The 17,384-nt window shown below is 46.2% G+C and carries 17 protein-coding genes and 1 riboswitch; of the genes, 9 read left to right on the top strand and 8 right to left on the bottom strand.

What is annotated here, in order from left to right; all coding sequences use genetic code 11:
• Positions 1–103: 103 nt before the first annotated feature.
• Positions 104–754 (top strand): response regulator transcription factor, encoded by a 651-nt coding sequence (locus OB236_RS00155; RefSeq protein ID WP_317259303.1) that lies wholly within the window; start codon positions 104–106, stop codon positions 752–754.
• 43 nt (positions 755–797) lie between these two features.
• On the top strand, positions 798–1,808 hold the full coding sequence (locus tag OB236_RS00150; protein WP_262682136.1) for a PAS domain-containing sensor histidine kinase: 1,011 nt from the start codon (positions 798–800) through the stop codon (positions 1,806–1,808).
• Between the two features lie 24 nt (positions 1,809–1,832).
• On the opposite strand, the gene OB236_RS00145 is transcribed toward OB236_RS00150, so the two are convergent.
• Positions 1,833–3,125 (bottom strand): arsenic transporter, encoded by a 1,293-nt coding sequence (locus OB236_RS00145; RefSeq protein WP_262682008.1) that lies wholly within the window; start codon positions 3,123–3,125, stop codon positions 1,833–1,835.
• A gap of 442 nt (positions 3,126–3,567) precedes the next feature.
• Here OB236_RS00145 and OB236_RS00140 point away from each other — a divergent pair, with 442 nt between their 5' ends.
• From OB236_RS00140 to OB236_RS00115, 6 genes are all read left to right on the top strand, one after another.
• On the top strand, positions 3,568–4,110 hold the full coding sequence (locus OB236_RS00140) for a DoxX family protein (RefSeq protein ID WP_262682007.1): 543 nt from the start codon (positions 3,568–3,570) through the stop codon (positions 4,108–4,110).
• A 105-nt stretch (positions 4,111–4,215) separates the two neighbouring features.
• Positions 4,216–4,833, top strand: a complete 618-nt coding sequence (gene mobA / locus OB236_RS00135; protein ID WP_262682006.1) for a molybdenum cofactor guanylyltransferase — start codon at positions 4,216–4,218, stop codon at positions 4,831–4,833.
• Positions 4,834–5,026: 193 nt separating this feature from the next.
• Positions 5,027–5,572 (top strand): hemerythrin domain-containing protein, encoded by a 546-nt coding sequence (locus OB236_RS00130; RefSeq protein WP_262682005.1) that lies wholly within the window; start codon positions 5,027–5,029, stop codon positions 5,570–5,572.
• A gap of 117 nt (positions 5,573–5,689) precedes the next feature.
• Positions 5,690–5,832: riboswitch (cyclic di-AMP (ydaO/yuaA leader) on the top strand.
• Entirely contained in the window at positions 5,832–6,677 is an 846-nt protein-coding gene (locus OB236_RS00125; RefSeq protein ID WP_262682004.1) for a C40 family peptidase, read from the top strand. (Overlaps the previous riboswitch by 1 nt.)
• Before the next feature lie 193 nt (positions 6,678–6,870).
• Entirely contained in the window at positions 6,871–8,115 is a 1,245-nt protein-coding gene (locus tag OB236_RS00120) for an MFS transporter (RefSeq protein WP_262682003.1), read from the top strand.
• 115 nt (positions 8,116–8,230) lie between these two features.
• Positions 8,231–9,406: a hypothetical protein gene (locus OB236_RS00115; protein WP_076236514.1), complete on the top strand. Its 1,176-nt coding sequence runs from the start codon at positions 8,231–8,233 to the stop codon at positions 9,404–9,406.
• A 287-nt stretch (positions 9,407–9,693) separates the two neighbouring features.
• Here the strand turns inward: OB236_RS00115 and gerQ are convergent, their stop codons facing one another.
• From gerQ to urtA, 7 genes are all read right to left on the bottom strand, one after another.
• A complete protein-coding gene (gene gerQ, locus OB236_RS00110) occupies positions 9,694–10,146 on the bottom strand; it encodes a spore coat protein GerQ (protein WP_076236512.1) in 453 nt (150 codons plus the stop codon).
• A 223-nt stretch (positions 10,147–10,369) separates the two neighbouring features.
• Positions 10,370–11,197, bottom strand: coding sequence for an aldo/keto reductase (locus OB236_RS00105; protein WP_262682002.1), 828 nt, complete (start codon positions 11,195–11,197; stop codon positions 10,370–10,372).
• A 193-nt stretch (positions 11,198–11,390) separates the two neighbouring features.
• On the bottom strand, positions 11,391–12,086 hold the full coding sequence (gene urtE / locus OB236_RS00100) for an urea ABC transporter ATP-binding subunit UrtE (protein WP_262682001.1): 696 nt from the start codon (positions 12,084–12,086) through the stop codon (positions 11,391–11,393).
• Entirely contained in the window at positions 12,086–12,862 is a 777-nt protein-coding gene (urtD, locus tag OB236_RS00095; RefSeq protein WP_076236506.1) for an urea ABC transporter ATP-binding protein UrtD, read from the bottom strand. The genes urtE and urtD overlap by 1 nt, the downstream gene beginning before the upstream one ends.
• Before the next feature lie 26 nt (positions 12,863–12,888).
• Positions 12,889–14,016 (bottom strand): urea ABC transporter permease subunit UrtC, encoded by a 1,128-nt coding sequence (urtC, locus tag OB236_RS00090; protein ID WP_262682000.1) that lies wholly within the window; start codon positions 14,014–14,016, stop codon positions 12,889–12,891.
• A 382-nt stretch (positions 14,017–14,398) separates the two neighbouring features.
• Positions 14,399–15,304 carry an urea ABC transporter permease subunit UrtB gene (urtB, locus tag OB236_RS00085; protein ID WP_262681999.1) on the bottom strand — a complete coding sequence of 302 codons (906 nt, stop codon included), beginning with the start codon at positions 15,302–15,304 and terminating at the stop codon, positions 14,399–14,401.
• 98 nt (positions 15,305–15,402) lie between these two features.
• A complete protein-coding gene (gene urtA, locus OB236_RS00080; protein ID WP_262681998.1) occupies positions 15,403–16,671 on the bottom strand; it encodes an urea ABC transporter substrate-binding protein in 1,269 nt (422 codons plus the stop codon).
• Positions 16,672–17,073: 402 nt separating this feature from the next.
• Between urtA and OB236_RS00075 the strand changes: the two genes are divergently transcribed.
• Positions 17,074–17,382: an urease subunit gamma gene (locus OB236_RS00075; protein ID WP_076236498.1), complete on the top strand. Its 309-nt coding sequence runs from the start codon at positions 17,074–17,076 to the stop codon at positions 17,380–17,382.
• The last annotated feature ends 2 nt before the right edge of the window (positions 17,383–17,384 follow it).

Here is a 17,384-nt window from a genome sequence, read left to right as displayed (position 1 = left end):
GGGGTTCGTTTTTTTTGTTACGATAAATACATAAGTTTGCTCCGCAAACTCAGGGATGAAGCTTACGAAGAAAGTTTGCTCCGCAAACTCGGAGGAGGATAACATGATCAAGCTATGTATTGTCGATGACCATGCGGTAGTTCGTTCCGGACTCATGATGCTCTTGAATGCCAAGGAAGATATGGAGGTCATTGGGGAAGCGTCCGAAGGAAATGAGGCTATTGAATTGGCATTGAGATTGCATCCGGATGTCGTGCTGATGGATTTAAGTATGCCTCACGGCAAGGACGGATTAACGGCAGCCAAAGAACTGAAGCAGGTGTTACCTGAAACCGCTATTCTTATTTTGACTATGCATGATGATGACGAATATTTATTCCGGGCGATTCATGCCGGAGCTTCAGGATATATTCTCAAAACAGCCCCACATGACGAGCTATTAACGGCAATCCGTTCGGTCGCCGCCGGCAATGCGTATTTATATCCGACAGCAACCAAGCGATTAATGATTGAATATGTAGATCGACTTCGTGATGGAGAAGGCAGCAGCATGGAGACACTTTCCGATCGTGAAACGGAAGTCGTATCACTGGTCGCCAAGGGCTACAGCAACAAGGAAGTGGCGGAGCAGCTCGTGATCAGTGTAAAAACCGTTGAATCGCATAAAGCCAATGTGATGGAAAAGCTCGGTCTTAAGACAAGGCCGGAGCTTGTTAAATATGCAATGAAAAAGGGGCTGCTGAATTTTGAATAATATGCCTGATCCTGAATATTCGGAACAAGGAAACACATCCAACATGATGGAGCTGCATACTGGCGCTTTGAAACAGCTCGCTGATCTAAAATTTGCTCTGGATGAATCGTCAATAGTGGCAATGACTGACGACAAGGGTATCATTCGCTATGTCAACGATAAATTTTGTGAAATTTCCAAATATGATCGGGAAGAACTGATCGGACGGGATCATCGGATCATCAACTCAGGTTATCATGATAAAGCTTTTATGAATGATTTATGGGGGACGATTACTGTAGGTAAGGTATGGCGCGGCGATATCAAAAACCGTTCCAAGGATGGCAGCTATTATTGGGTAAATACGACGATTGTTCCTTTTATCGGCGAGCAGGGGAAGCCTTATCAGTATTGGGCGATTCGTAATGAAGTGACCGAGCTGAAGCGGGTGCAGGAAGAATTGCAGCAGATGATGAAGCAGGTCATGCACATACAGGAGGAGGAACGGCGGAGATTTTCCCGTGAGCTGCATGATGGTATCGGTCAAAGCTTGTTTTCGCTGATTATTCAGATGGATCGATTGATTGGGGAAAATGTTCATTCCGACCTGGGAGCTATTCGAACTCATGTTTCGCATATTATTGAGGACGTACGCGAGCTGGCCTGGGAGCTAAGACCCTCGGTACTGGATGATCTTGGTGTCGTGCCGGCGATTCGCACATATATCGATAATTTTTCCGAGCATTATGGAATCAAGGTCAGCTTTGATACCAATTTGCGTAAAAGACTGGGAGCCCCCGAAGAAACTACTATTTATCGAACCATTCAGGAAGCCTTAACCAATGTAGGGAAATATGCGGACGTCGATCAGGCTATGGTCAGTGTGCAGGTGCTTGCAGACAGCTTAAGAGTTGAAATCATCGATGCAGGGAAAGGTTTTGTACGCGAAGCGGTTTCCCGAGGTGTCGGATTGTTTAGTATGGAGGAGCGTGCGCGTGCTGTGGGAGGTCAGTTAACGATTCATTCGGAACCCGGAGTGGGGACTCGTGTACTATTGGTAGTCCCGTATCCGTGAAGAGGGTTCAGTTAGGTGAGGGGGTTATGAGATTAGCCAAAGCCAACCATACAGCCCGATTAGCGTAATCAATAGTGTAGGAATCGTAAGGATAATACCGATTTTAAAATAGTAGCCCCATGTGATGGTCACACCTTTTCGAGCCAATACATGCAGCCATAACAGCGTAGCCAATGAACCGATGGGTGTAATTTTGGGGCCCAGATCGGAACCGATCACGTTGGCATAAATTAAAGCTTCGCGAATAACCCCTCCTGTGTTCGTTCCTTTGATTGCCAGCGCATCGATCATCACTGTCGGCAGGTTGTTCATCACAGATGACAACAGGGCCGCGATAAATCCCATACCTAGTGTAGCCGCAAGTAATCCTTGATCCGCAATCGCCTGGATGAGTGCTCCCAATTGATCTGTGAGACCTGCATTGCGCAGACCGTAGACGACAACATACATCCCGATGGAGAACACAACGACAGACCACGGAGCCTGCTGAATGACCCGCTTGGTGTCAATCGCCGGACTTCGATGAGCAGCAATAACAAATGAAATAGCGGCAACGCCGGCAATGATCGAGACGGGCACATGGAGAAATTCACTGAGCAGATAACCGAACAGAAGCACCGCCAGAATGATCCAGGATATACGAAACAGGCGGATATCTTTGATTGCTTCACGGGGTTGCTTCAACTGTTGTGCATCGTAATGTTTGGGAATACCTTTGCGAAATACCAGATATAGCACAAGTGTACTCGCAGCTAGTGAAAAGAAATTAGGAACGATCATCCTGCTTGCATATTCAACAAAGCCAATGCCAAAATAATCAGCCGAGACGATGTTAACCAGATTGCTTACGACCAGAGGCAATGAGGTGGTGTCTGCGATAAATCCGCTGGCCATAATGAATGGCAGAATCATCCGATCCTCAAATTTCAGCGCCCGGACCATGGCAAGCACGATAGGGGTCAGGATCAGTGCGGCCCCATCATTAGCGAACAATGCAGACACAGCAGCCCCGAGAAGAACCACGTACACGAACATGACCATACCGTTGCCCTTGGCCATCCGCACAACATGCAGCGCTGCCCATTCGAAGAAACCAATCTCATCGAGAATAATGGAAAAGAGAATAATTCCGACAAAAGCGAGCGTAGCATTCCACACGATTAGCGTTACATCCCTCACGTCCATGAAGCTGACGACTCCGCACAGCAGCGCAAGGACAGCTCCTCCTACAGCAGACCACCCGATGCTTAGCCCCTTAGGCTGCCAGATGATAAAAACCAGGGTAACCACAAAAATAAGAAAAGCTGTGTAAACCATACCAACCTCCTGAGCTTAAGTGCAGCACTCATTATCTTCACATACCAGCGGCTTGAGCTGTTCTTTCTGTGAAGGGATATGCTTAAGAATTTCGGACACATAAGGCTTGTCTTGAATATATAACGAATAGTAAACCCGTTGACCTTTTATCGTCTCCTTGACTAGACGCCATCTTGTAATCTGTGCATATACTGACTGATATTGGACGGGCTGGCTTGCGAAATTTCGACAATTTTCAACAATAATCATTTATCATTTTCGCATACTCTACTTCATTTGTGAATCAGAATATAATCATTTATTTTTCTTGTTTCGCTGTGATCTATTTAACAGCGTTTGTTACCCTGGAGTAGTAAATTATAGTCATGGAGAACAAATAAACCTAAGCAGTGAACCAAGAATCAGATGAATGTCATTCACTACAAATTAGGAGATGGATAAGATGATGAAATGGATGAGGGAAAATGTCTACGCGGCGGGAATTTTTTGTTTGCTTCGGATTTATCTGGGCTGGGAATGGGCGACAGCAGGCTTTCATAAGCTGACAGGAGGGTTTGATGCTACCGGTTTTATCAAAGGGGCTGTGACCAAGCCGGTAATCGATAAGGCGACCAATGAGCTGATTTATCCGACCTTTACAGCATTTCTTGAACAGTTTGCACTGCCGAATGCAGCGGTATTTAATGTGGTGATCCCTATAGGGGAGCTGCTGGTCGGATTGGGACTTATCGTTGGTGCGCTTACGACGGCAGCTGCATTTTTCGGGCTGCTCATGAACTTTATGTTTATGTTTGCAGGCACCGTTAGCACCAACCCGTGGTTAATCTTGCTTGGTGGGGTCATTTTTATGGCTGGCACGAATGCAGGACGGTTTGGTATTGACCATTACCTGGCACCATTGGCACGTAAGCTCATAAACAAATACAAAAAAGACAAACCGGTTCATCCGGCAGCGGGCGGTACCCACAAACGAGCGCATGCTTAACTGCACATGGTTGAATGGACATACAAGAGCTGGAGTACAGTCGAGCTTAGCTGTGCTTCCAGCCTCTTTGTATAAGCGGGCCACCATCGAAAGGAGAGGATGGATATGCTGTCAGGAATTATTTTGGCAGGTGGAGACAGCTTGCGTATGGGCGGTGAAAATAAAAGCTTGCTGATCCTGGAAAAGGAAGCCTTGATTCTGCGCCAGATCCGAATCATGCGGGAGTTGTGCAGTGAAGTCATTATTGTGACTAACACCCCGAAGCTTTTCCTACGACTAGTTGATACCTCGGTGAGAATCATTACAGATTATATACCGGGAAAAGGTCCATTAAGCGGAATGCACGCCGGTCTTACGTTATCCCGTAACCAAAGCGCCTGGGTAGTAGGATGCGATATGCCATTTCTATCACCTGCTGCGGCTGAACTGATGCTGCGCAAAAAAAAGAGAGGATTGGACGCAATCATCCCCTGGTTACAAGGTGTCATGCATCCTCTCCATGCTATTTATGACAGGGACTGTGCGGGGCACATTTGGACATTATTGAAACACCAGGATACAGAATTATCCTCTTTGAGGAAGGGCTTATTATGGCAGGAAGCAGTTGAGTCCGAGTTCCAATCAGATGGCATCGATTGCAGCTTTGTGACCACGATTAAGACAAGGGATGATTACTTTCTTGCGCAACAGCATCTGGAGAAGACTAAGGTGCGGTCCGGATAAATATACATGATAGTAAAGGTGAAAAGCGAAGCTTCATGACAGAACCCAAAAGATTACGCTTACGATGCTGGTTTTCGCTAAAGCGAAAACCTTAGGATTATGCTTACGATGCCGGTTTCACTAAAGTGAAACCCTATAGATTATGCTTACGATGCCGGTTTCACTAAAGTGAAACCCTGAGGAGGAATCAGCAATGAACATGTATCAAAAGACGCGAGTAGAGATGACTAAGGCACCGATGACAGCCATATCGGAAGGGCTGGAGCGATTGAAGCAAGAGCATGGGGAGCTCAAGCAGGTTTTAATGGAAATGGAAAAACAAGCGAAGCAGGTTGAGTCCGCACCTGAGCGATTTGGAGCACTGCAGTCGCTGCTGAATTTAAGACTATGGGCACTCGCATTTCGGGAAGAGCTTGAGCGGCATTCCAATTGGGAGGAGCTTGAGCTGTTTCCTTTCCTGACTTCTTATATAGAGCGTAAAATGTCTCCCTCCATAATGCCTTCCTTCTGGTCGTTAGAGAAAGATCATGAGCTGGCTGATGAGCATATGCAGGCTTTCCTGAGGTCGGTTCATTTGCTAAAGGCAAATCCGGAGGCTATGGGCTACAATCAGGCCGCTGCCTATCTGATTCAAGCTTGTCACATTTTGCAGGAGCATTTGGCTAAGGAAGAACAGCTTGTTTTTCCTTTGACCCAGCAGGTTTTGGACGATATCAATAGAGCGGCAGCCAACCATTAATTGCTATTGAATTGGTAAAAATATGTCGAAAAATAAAATAAATATGTAATTAATTGTTAAATAATTCCGAATGGTCGTTTAAAGAATTTGAAATTTGGGTAAAGGTTGTGCTACTCTGTTAAAAAAAGGCCGAATCCAGTTCATCACAAGAGCTGGTACGGGGGATTCTTTACATGGGGTGAATGTTCGTCTGTCTCGAACTAGGGAAAACCTCTTCCCGAATCCGTCAACTAACCTCGAAGGCCGCAGGAGGAACAACTTGATATTATTACGGAAGAAGTTTATTTGGTTTTTCGCTTTTTTTACGTTTGGTCTGTTGGCTGTTATGCATGCAGGAACTGCTCAGGCAGCGTCAGATGAGGTCAGGATACAAATTAATGATTACCTAGTGACCTTCCCTGACGCCAAGCCCTACATCGATGGCAGCAGTAATTTGCAGGTGCCTCTAAGACTGCTGATTGAACAGTTGGGATACCAGATGGAATGGAGCAAGAATGAACAGGCGATACAGGTTACGCTGAGCAGCAAGCAGCAGAAGGTCGTATTGCAAACGGGAGATCGTCAAGTGCTTGTGAATGGAAAGAGCGTTACCTTGGAATCACCTCCGTTGTTGTCTCAGCAAACGGTGTATGTACCTTTTCGATTCGTATCGGAAACGTTTGGCTATCAAATTCAGTGGGATGCGGTCAACAAGCTGGCGATCATAGATGCGGATGGTCAGTATCATGCTCCGGTCTGGTACGCACCTAAGCCCAAGGCATCGATCCTGCAATCCGCATATAACTATTTAGGTGTTCCTTATGTGTGGGGAGGCAGCTCGCCGAATGGATTTGATTGCTCAGGATATGTGGGCTATATTTTTCAGCTAAGCGGAGTTCAATTGCCCAGAACATCGGCAGAGATGTACAGTTCGGCAGGCACTCGGGTTATGGATATTCAAGAAGGTGACTTGGTGTTTTTTGCTGAAGGGCGAAGAACCTCTCATGTAGGTATTTATATTGGTAATGATCAATTCATCTCGGCCACTTCCTATGGTGGTGTCACGGTTGCCAGCTTGAACAGCGGTTATTGGGGTTCCAGATACATAGGGGCAAAACGGCTGTAGCAGAGGCAGCAATCATATCGAATTATTCAGACCTGCCGAAAGGCGGGTCTTTTGTGTTAATATCAGACTATATAGTTTTCAACGGAGCCGAACAGAGTTCAAGAAAAGCATCCTCTACGACATGAATGCAGCCTTATAGGAATAAGCATAGATTCAGTTGGTTTTTAGTCTGAATGTAAAAGAGGCGAGTGCGTTGTTCAATAAACTGCAAGGGAACGCCCGCGGATGTTTGATTTATGAGCCGATGTTCATAGTCCCTTATAGTCTATATCTCACCTATGCTTCCATCTACATGCTGGAGCTTGGAATTACGGAGACCGAAATTGGGCTGGTGACTTCACTAGGGCTTGTGCTGCAAATATTCACTTCATTAATCAGCGGCTATTTAACGGATCGCATGGGACGCAAGCGAGCACTGTTGATCTATGATTTGGTTAGCTGGAGTGTGGCTACGCTGCTGTGGATGACAGCCCAGAACGTCTGGTTTTTTGTGATAGCGGCAGCGTTCAACAGCTTTCAAAAGGTACCCAATACCGCGTGGTACTGTTTGCTCGTTGAAGGGACACATCCTAAGGATCGTGCTTATATTTTCTCAACGCTGCAATTTATTAGTGTGGCAAGTGGATTGCTCGCACCGCTGGGAGGACTTCTGGTAGAGCGTTACACATTGATTTCTGCCGAGCGAATGATGTATGGATTAGCCTTTGTCAGCATGACGGCGATGTTTATTTGCCGCCACTTTGCGACCTACGAGACCGAAATCGGGATCAGGAAAATGAAGGAGCATGCCTCTTTTCAATGGAAAGCGCTTTTACAGGAGTACATAAGTGTATTGAGGGCGATTGTCGCGAACAAGGCGCTTCTGCTCGTATTCGGTATTTATGTACTGTATCAATTTCAGCTGACGATGCGCAATACCTATTTATCGATTTATCTGGTGCAGTCGCTGCAATTCGATGCGGTTTGGATTGCCTGGCTGCCTGCTGTGACGTCCGTAGCGACTTTACTGCTGCTGTTCTTCTATATACCAAGATTAAATCGGGATCGCATGAATACGTATATGTTGGTCGGCCTGTTCATTTGCACGGCAGCTTATATTATACAGATTGTGACGCCGCCCGGCGCAGTCATGCCGATCCTGTTCAGCACGGTGTTCACGGCAGCAGGCAGTATTATTGTGTACCCGAACTTGGAGGCAGCTGTACAGAATGCTATTGATGATGATAAGCGAGCAAGTATTTTTTCTATTTTATCTGTACTGATTCTGATCTTTATTTCACCCGCAGGTTTGATTGGCGGTTGGACCTATTCGATCGATCCGAGGCTTCCTTTTATCCTTATCATCGCCGCATTTATATGGAGTGCTGTCCTGATGCTGCTGTATATCCAACAAACCGGGAAATCTGCCAACATGGAGAATACAAGAAAAGAAGGATAAGCAGGAAATATGTCAATTAATGCCGAATATCTTGTGGACACCAAATAAAAGATTTTGATTGATCTGGCGAGTATTGTATACTTGTTGGTAACATGACACGGGGGTTGAACTTACAATGAGTCAAGACGTCAACGGCTTGGGCCGTCATTATTTACAAGCAGAGTCCTATGGTGCTTCTGCATTCTGTTTTTATCGTGCAATACTTGAGGATCCTAACAATGGCAACGCTTGGAATGGACTTGTGCTTTCACTTAGCTTAATGCGTCGTGAAAACGATGCGCAGACGATTTTGGCCCGATTTGCCCGACACCCACTGCCTTATGACAAGGATATGGTGACCTTTGCCTTGATGATGTATCAGCAAAGCCCATTAGCGATGTCGGAGTGGGTACGTGCGATGTCGATAAGGTTTGGCGTCAATGCCCAGGAGCGGGAAGCTTTTACACAAATGGCTGAGGATTTGGAGCTTAATTACACTGATTTGGTATCACGCCATGGGGAAGAGGTATTAAAGGAGCAGGGTATGTTCAGCCTGGAAGAGTTTGCGGATCGCAAGATCGAGCTGGACTGGTTGATGTCAGAGCCGATTGACACGGTATACGGAGTGATTCAAACATGGCTGGAAGACCCGGAATCAGTGTTATCCGCGGTTAGAATGCTGTGTATGATGCCGGATGTGCGTAGTGAAAAGCTGCTGCGCAGAGTATGCCGCAATGAAGAAGTGGATGGCAAAACAAGAACCCATGCGCTGCTCGCACTTCGGTGGCTCGGAGTACGAGGCAATGCCCGTATACATAAGATGGAGGAATCGTTCGTTATCAATCTGGACAATCCTGTACCTGAATTAACGGTATCGGTTCCAACTGCTTACAAACCTGTCCTGGACCGAATGAAGCTTTGGATTGCGAAGCAGCAGGGTGTCGTAACGGAAGAGGAGTACGAACAACACGCTTCTACGGACGAAGTGGATCTTCCAGCCGAGCTCGCTGACAAGCTGGAGCAAGCGGACGTTCCAAGTGTTCTTCAAGAGGTAGTGCATGCCCTGATTCGATCCGCTTACGACCAATATTATCCACTCGTTCCCGGTATTCGCGGAACCCGTCAATGGAGCATAGCACTGCTTATGCTTATGAAGGACTATGCGGTAGGTGTCATGAACGCTTGGCCTTATGGCGAGATCGAAAAGGATGAGACCGCAGTATTGCATCGCAATTGGATCATCAGCGCAAGCCGTGACTTTTATGATAATATCGAAATTGCCAGAAAGCTGCGCGAAAGCCAGCTTGGATAAGCCCAGTCAAATACGAAAGCACATGCCAAAGAACCTTCATCTGAAGGTTCTTTTTTAAGACGTGTTCCCAGCGCCCCGTCTCATCCATTGAACACGACTTCAACAACGTCTGGAACCCCATACCCATACCCATACCCATGTCCTTGCCAACGCACCAAAGTATGGCTTTAGACAAGTACTTGCCTCTGACTTTCATTCGACGCAAAACAAAAAAAGCCTTATCCCAAAAGAATTTCGGGATAAAGCCTTCGAATGGGAAATACACACCTATGTCATGCCTGAAATGATCAACGTGCTGGCAAGGGGTTTCCATAAGGATACGTATAGTTCAATTCCTCGTCAAACGTGATGTAGTCCAGATTGACCATTAATAGCAAATAACGCATTCCTGTTTTGGGATCACTGATGATGATATGATCTCGTCCGGCTGCTTCCAGTCTGCCTTTGAATATTTTGGCATTCCATTCACTGTTGTTCTCGTAGGTCATGTAGATTGTGGCTGTCTTGCCAAGGTTTAATCGTAAAATATTCTCGATGAAGGACTGTTCCAGAGGCAGCAGGCCGGGTACAGTTGGCGCCCCTTGTGACGGAGCGGTAGGCGCACCGGGGATGTAGGAACCGCTGGGTCCGGCAGGGGGGAACTGGCCCATCTGGTTTTGTGATGTCCCCATAGGCACTTGAACATATCCAGGATAACCGGTGTACGGTGTTGTGCCGCTTCGATATGGATAGTTAATCATTAACGTATTCCTCCTTCATATGGCTCATGCCTCTTCTATATTTATAAGTATTATTATGGCTTGGACGATTAGTACTAGTTGATGAAAAAAAACATGCTTTTTTGAGACAGCCTGTATCACAGTTCGGCTGTATTTGAGACTGCAGCAGCAAGAAAAGAGCCAACGTCCACCTATTATAAAAGGTGAATGTTGGCTCTTTACTTTAATGTGAAAATCAAAATGTTTAGAAATTGAAATTGTCCGGATCAGGTCCGAAGCGATGGTTCTCGTTCAAGGCATCGAGCAGAGCAGAGTCCTCGGCTGATAAAGTGAAATCAAAGATCGCCGCATTTTCCTGGATTCGTTTGGGATTGACGGATTTGGGAATCACGACGATTCCATGCTGAAGTCCCCAACGAAGAATGATTTGCGCCGCAGATTTGTTGTACTTGTCAGCGAGCTTGACAAGCACGGGAATATCCAGATTCCCTTGCATTAATGGGCTCCAGGCTTCAACCTGAATCTTATGAGACTGGCAGAAGCTGCGCAGCTCCAGCTGAGTTAGACGGGGATGCAGCTCGATTTGGTTGACCATCGGCACAATTTCGCTCCCCTTGATGACGTCCTCCAAATGATGCACCTGGAAGTTACTTACACCTATAGCTCTGACAGCGCCGTCTTTATAGAGCTTCTCCATGGCACGCCAGGTGTCTTTATATTTGCCTTTTACCGGCCAGTGAATCAGGTATAGATCGATTACATCCAGACCGAGTTTTTTACGGCTCTCATCAAATGCTTGTAAAGTAGAATCATAGCCTTGCGAGGCGTTCCAGACTTTAGTGGTAATGAATAGCTCTTCACGTGCGATTCCACTTTCCTTGATGCCAATACCGACACCATCCTCGTTGCCATAGGCTGCTGCTGTATCGATGCTGCGATAACCTGCTTGAATAGAGGACTTCACGGCATTAATGACCTCGTCGCCATCCTTGGTTTTCCAAACGCCCAAGCCTAGTACCGGCATTTTAATTCCATTATGTAACTCTACGCTCTCCGTAATAGATACAGTCATCGTATTCATTCCCTCCAAGAGTTTTGTTCGCTAAGCAGAATCTTATTTTCTGAATCTTCTGCCGGTTCCCATTATAACACTGTGCACTGTGAATGGAAAATTCTACTGTGACCCAAGTACCCACTGAAAATATGGATAAAAGGCAAAAGAAAAACAGCTCGCATGTGCCGCGGCTGTAATTTTTTTGTATGAGTTAGACGGCAAGATGTTTCTTTACCTGCTCCTCGCTGAGTGTAGAGGAGTTTCCTTCGGCGACGATTACACCTTTATCCAGAACGTAATAGTAATCAGCAATGCTTGTGGCAAAAGAAAGGCTTTGTTCGACGAGAAGCACCGACATTTGTTTGCTTGCTTTTATCGTTTCGATGACGTGTTCAATTTCCATAACGATCGAAGGCTGAATACCCTCCATGGGTTCGTCGAGCAGCAGCAGCTCGGGTTCAGACACTAAGGCTCGTGCGATGGATAGCTGCTGCTGCTGCCCTCCACTCAGGTCTCCACCCTTACGGCGTATCATTTCCTTGAGTACAGGAAACATCTCATATACGTTGTCAGGTACCTTGCTCTTGCGTATACGGCTTGCTTCCAGACCGAGCATCAGGTTCTCCTCAACGGTCAGCTGTGGAAAAATATCGCGTCCTTGAGGGACGTAGCCGATGCCACTTTTGGCTCTTCGATCCGGAGGGAATGGAGTCATATCCTTCGGCCCATAATGGATCGATCCTTTTTTGGGTTTGATAAGGCCCATAATGGTTTTCATTAATGTTGTTTTGCCTACGCCATTACGACCCATCAGGCAGATCACTTGCCCAGGCTCTACCTTCATCGTAACGTTCCGCAGAATCATGCTTTCCCCGTAACCCGCCTCCAGTTCATGTATATTCAGCATTATCGCTCACCCCGCCTTCCCAAATATACCTCGGCAACCTTATCATCATTTTGAACTTCCTGCATCGTACCTTCGCAAAGTACTGAGCCTTCATGCATGACCGTAACGGTTTTGGCAAATTGTCGGACAAAGTCCATGTCATGCTCGACAACGATAATAGTTTGTTGATCGCTGATCTTGTGCAGCAGCTCACCTGTTTTCTCGGTCTCACTGTCTGTCATTCCTGCGGCTGGCTCATCAAGCAGCAGAAGTTCAGGCTGCTGAATGAGCAGCATCCCGATCTCCAGCCACTGCTTCTCACCATGGGAGAGTGAGCCTGCTTTATCCTTGGACTTTTTCTCCAGTCCGATCATATGCAAGTAATATTTCATGCGTTCGCGCTGCTCGACAGTCGTTTGAGCAATAAGTGAACTGAGCAGACCGCGTTTTTGTCGCATGGACAAAAGCAGGTTTTCCAATACCGTTAACGTAACGAAGATGGAGGGAGCCTGGAATTTACGCCCAATTCCAAGCTGCGCGATCTGGTGCTCCTGATGTTTAGTCAGATCCACGTGGTTGCGAAACAATACTTTCCCTTTTGAAGGCTTAACCTTGCCGCATAAAACGTCAAGCAATGTCGTTTTGCCGGCGCCGTTGGGTCCGATCAGGAAACGCAGCTCACCGGATGAGAGAGAGAAGTCTAGTCCACGAATGGCTTTGAAGCCATCGAAATCTACCTCTAACTGTTCAATACGGACCAATTCGCCAGCTGTTTCTTTTCTTGGTGATGTTTCCATCCTGGGAACAACCTCCTTAGAGTTTTTTACTTGGTCGTGTGAGCGGGCTCTTTATCGCTTTGCAGCTCTGTATATTTGGCCAAGGAAGATGATGATTTTAGCAGATTCGATTTTTTGAACGGATATAAGCCCCATTTTTCACAATAGTCTTGAATGGTACCGACAAGTCCTTTTGGGAAAAAGAGTACGGCAACAATGAACATCGCGCCGAGAATAATCGGCCACCACTCAGGATAAGCTTCGCTGAAAGAGGTTTTCGCCGAGTTGGTAATCACAGCACCGAGTACAGCACCGTATACCGTGCCACGTCCTCCAATAGCTACCCACAGCACCATTTCAATCGATGGAACGATGCCCATCTGGGCCGGGGAGACGATGCCTTCCTGTAAAACAAACAGGATGCCTGCCAATCCGGAAAGAGCGGCGGAAAAGCAGTAAATGAACACTTTGTACGTAACCGGGTTGTACCCGATAAAGCGTACACGGTTCTCGGCATCACGAATGGCGACGAGAATTTTGCCAAGACGACTGGAGACCATCCATTGACACAGGATCAGAGTTCCGATGACGACGAAGGCGGTAATGTAGTAAAAAATCAATTTTGTCGATGGTTCACCAACATTCATCCCGAGAAACGTTTCAAAGTTGGTTAAGCCGTTCGTCCCTCCGGTATAGCCTTGTTGACCGACAAACAATGTAACGGTAATGATAACAAGAGCTTGTGAGAGAATAGCGAAAAAAGAGCCTTTAATTCGATTTCGAAAGGTCAAATATCCAAGGACGAACGCTACGGCTACAGGAACCAAAATCGCGAGTAATAGAGTAATTCCAGCCGATTGAAAAGGCGCCCAGAACCACGGAAGCTTATCAACTCCGCTCCACGACATGAAGTCAGGAAGCTCTCCATGCGAAGCAACGAGCTTCAAGTGCATCGCCATACAATAAGCTCCAAGTCCAAAATAAACACCGTGCCCTAAACTAAGAATGCCCGTGTAGCCCCAAATCAGATCAAGCCCCATGGCGATAATGGCGTAGCATAGAAATTTGCCCAAGAGTGAGAGTCTGAACTCTGATAAAAACATCGGCGCCGCCAGCATCACGGCGAGCAGGATGACGGTAAATACAATTTTCATCTTCGTGTTGGTGATGGCCATTTTATCAACTCCTAAGAGTTTTGCGTAGCAAAACTGACTTCGAAAGCATAAGCTGAGCTTCCTTTAGGAAGCTTACTTCGAAAGCATAAGCCGAGTTTTGCGTAGCAAAACTGACTTCGTTTCATCCTCCAAAACCCGGTGATTAAAAAGCGGAATGGTCAATGTATTAGAGTGTGTTCAAAAAAAATTAGCAGAGGAGATAGGGGTGTGGAGTAGGAGCGCAGCGTTCGCCTTTGAAATCATGAATATACCACTTAATATAATCAATTTTCACGAATTCAACAGCGGCCGGAGGCATACCCCTTCTCTATAGCGACCCACTTTTTTGGACATTCTCTAGTTCATACATTAACCACGCAGCGGTACTTATTCACCGAATCCTCTAATCCAAAGCCCGCGATTTCATCGTAACCAGACCTGAAGGCTTCCATTGCAGGAATGCAATAATGAGAGTGAAGACAATAACCTTGCCTAAGGTAGCGCTGGTTGTATACTCGAATACGGTGCTTAGCACACCGATGCCCAGTGCGCCGGCAATGGTACCAATGATTTTGCCGATACCACCAAGAACAACAACCATAAAGGCGTCGACAATATAATAGGTGCCGATAGTAGGTCCTATAGGTCCGACCAAGGTGAGTGCGCAGCCGGCGATCCCCGCCATACCGGAGCCAAAAGCGAACGCCTGACCGTCGATGCGTCGTGTTGAGATCCCGAGGCAGGAGGCCATACTGCGATTTTGCATAACAGCCTGCATATTGCGTCCGCCGCGACTGTGGTACTGATACAAATAAATAATGGTAATGCAGACGATAACAAGCCCGATGATGAACAATCTTTTGTATGGAAGCATCAGGTCCGTACCGAGTGCAAGACCGCCTTCGAGCCATTCAGGAGCTTTAACAGCCACGTTGGGAGCACCGAAAATCTGCCTTGCCAGCTGCTGCAGGACGAGGCTGACGCCCCAGGTTGCGAGCAGGCTGTCGAGCGGTCTGCCGTACAGAAAACGAATGAGCGTCACTTCGAGCAGCCAACCAATTACAAACGCCACACCAAAGGCAACAAAGATCGAAATGATAAAATACCAGCCAAACGCTGATGCAGGCACATATTTCTGAAAGATTTGCTGGATCGTATAAGCCATATAGGCGCCAATCATGATAAACTCCCCATGGGCCATATTAATGACATTCATAAGTCCGAACGTAATCGCGAGTCCGAGCGCAATAAGCAAGAGAATGGAGCTTAAGCTAATACCGTTAAAAAGTTGGAGCAGTAACAAGCCCATCGGAGTCAGCCTCCCTTATAAAATGCAGGACTGCCCTAAGCGGGCAGTCCTAATTTAGAATGTCGTACCCGGTTAATCCATGGATGGAGCATGTTTCATTATTTCTTGGTCACCTCTGCGCCCCATGGGTAAGTTTTAAGGAATGGATCAGGTTTGACAGGTTTGCCGGAGTTCCATACTTCTTTAAATTGTCCGTCAGCTTGAACCTGACCGATTCGAACGGTTTTGTATACGTGCTGATTGTCGCCATCGATCATGACTTTACCGCCTGGAGCATTAAATTCAAGACCTTTAGCTGCGGTCTTTACTTTTTCCACATCGAAGGAGCCTGCTTTTTTCACAGCTTCAGCCCATAAATAAACACCAAAGTAACCTGCTTCAATCGGATCGTCGGTCACGCGGTCTTTGCCGTATTTGGCTTTGTAGGCTTCAACGAATTTTTTGTTCTCCGGTGTATCGGTTGTTTGATAATAGTTCCATGCTGCATAGTGCCCTTCCAATACGGAAGCGCCGATGCCGCGAATTTCTTCTTCGGCGATACTGACCGATAACGTAGTCAAATCCTTGGCGCTGATACCGGCATCCTTCAATTGCTTGAAGAAAGCTACGTTGCTATCACCATTCAGGGTATTGAAAATGACGTCGGGTTTATCTTTTTTGATTTTGCTAATAATTGTATTGTAGTCGGTATGTCCGAGTGGAGTGTACTCTTCGGCAACCGTTTCGCCGCCTTCAGCTTTCAGCTGTTCCTTGATGATTTTGTTGGCAGTTCTTGGGAAGACGTAGTCAGAGCCTAAGAGGAAAAACTTCTTGCCCTTGTTTTGCAGCAGCCAGGTTACTGCGGGTACGATTTGCTGGTTAGTTGTTGCACCTGTGTAAAAGATGTAAGGGGATGATTCCAAGCCTTCATATTGAACCGGATAGAAGAAAAGTCCTTTGTTTTGTTCAACGACAGGAAGTACGGCCTTACGACTGGAGGAGGTCCAGCCTCCGAAAATAACGGCTGCTTTGTCTTTTTGCAGTAATTTTTTCGTTTTCTCTGCGAATGTCGGCCAATCGGATGCCCCATCCTCGACAATCGGTTTTAATTGTTTTCCAAGTACGCCCCCAGCTTTGTTGATCTCTTCAATCGCCATCATTTCCGCATCTTTAACGGATACTTCACTGATGGACATCGTTCCGGTGAGTGAATGTAGAATGCCTACAGGGATCGCTTCATCTTTACCTGCTTCCGGTTTGGCTTCGGCTGTTGTAGTTGCCGCTGGAGCTGCTGTCGGTTGTGTCTGAGTAGCACATCCTGCCAGTAATACGGTGAGCGACATACTTACTGCCATTAAAACGTTGATCCCTTTTCTTTTTGCCAACATTCCATCCACTCCTTTTAAATATACTGAATGTGATGAATACTAACATGTAACATGATTTCTGATCTGAAACCAGAATTTTTTCTGTCTAATCGATGCAATTGATGTTAGTTCACGTTTATCATGATAATTTAAATGTAATATGTATGTCAATATAAATAACATAAAATAACTTGAATAAATTGGATAAATTATCTTACATAATTCGACTTTTTCGCTAAAATGGCTCGTGAAAACCGTTAAAATACGGAAGATTGATCATTGAGTACATAAGAAAATGGATGTTGATGATTTACAGCAGATTAGATTGCGAATATAATAAACGTATTAAATGTTAATTATTCGCCTTTATCATGTTATGTTATTTGCCACATCGAGGTTTTGTGTGAAGGAGGTTCACCTGGAATGCATTTAACGGAAAGAGAAAAGGAAAAGCTGCTGATAACGGTAGCGGCAGATCTTGCCCGAAGGCGGTTGAATCGGGGTCTTAAATTGAATTATCCAGAGAGCATAGCTTTGATTACATCGGAAATTATGGAAGGTGCCCGAGACGGAATGACTGTTGCGGAGCTGATGCAATTTGGTACGAAGGTATTGAAAGTGGACCAAGTGATGGAAGGTGTCCCTGAAATGATCCATGAGGTACAGGTAGAAGCAACCTTTCCTGATGGGACCAAGCTTGTTACGGTGCATCAGCCTATTGGTCATGGTTAAGG

It is taken from the genome of Paenibacillus baimaensis, assembly GCF_025567575.1.
Note: the sequence above shows the minus strand (reverse complement) of the source record. Positions and strands in the feature narration are given on the sequence as shown.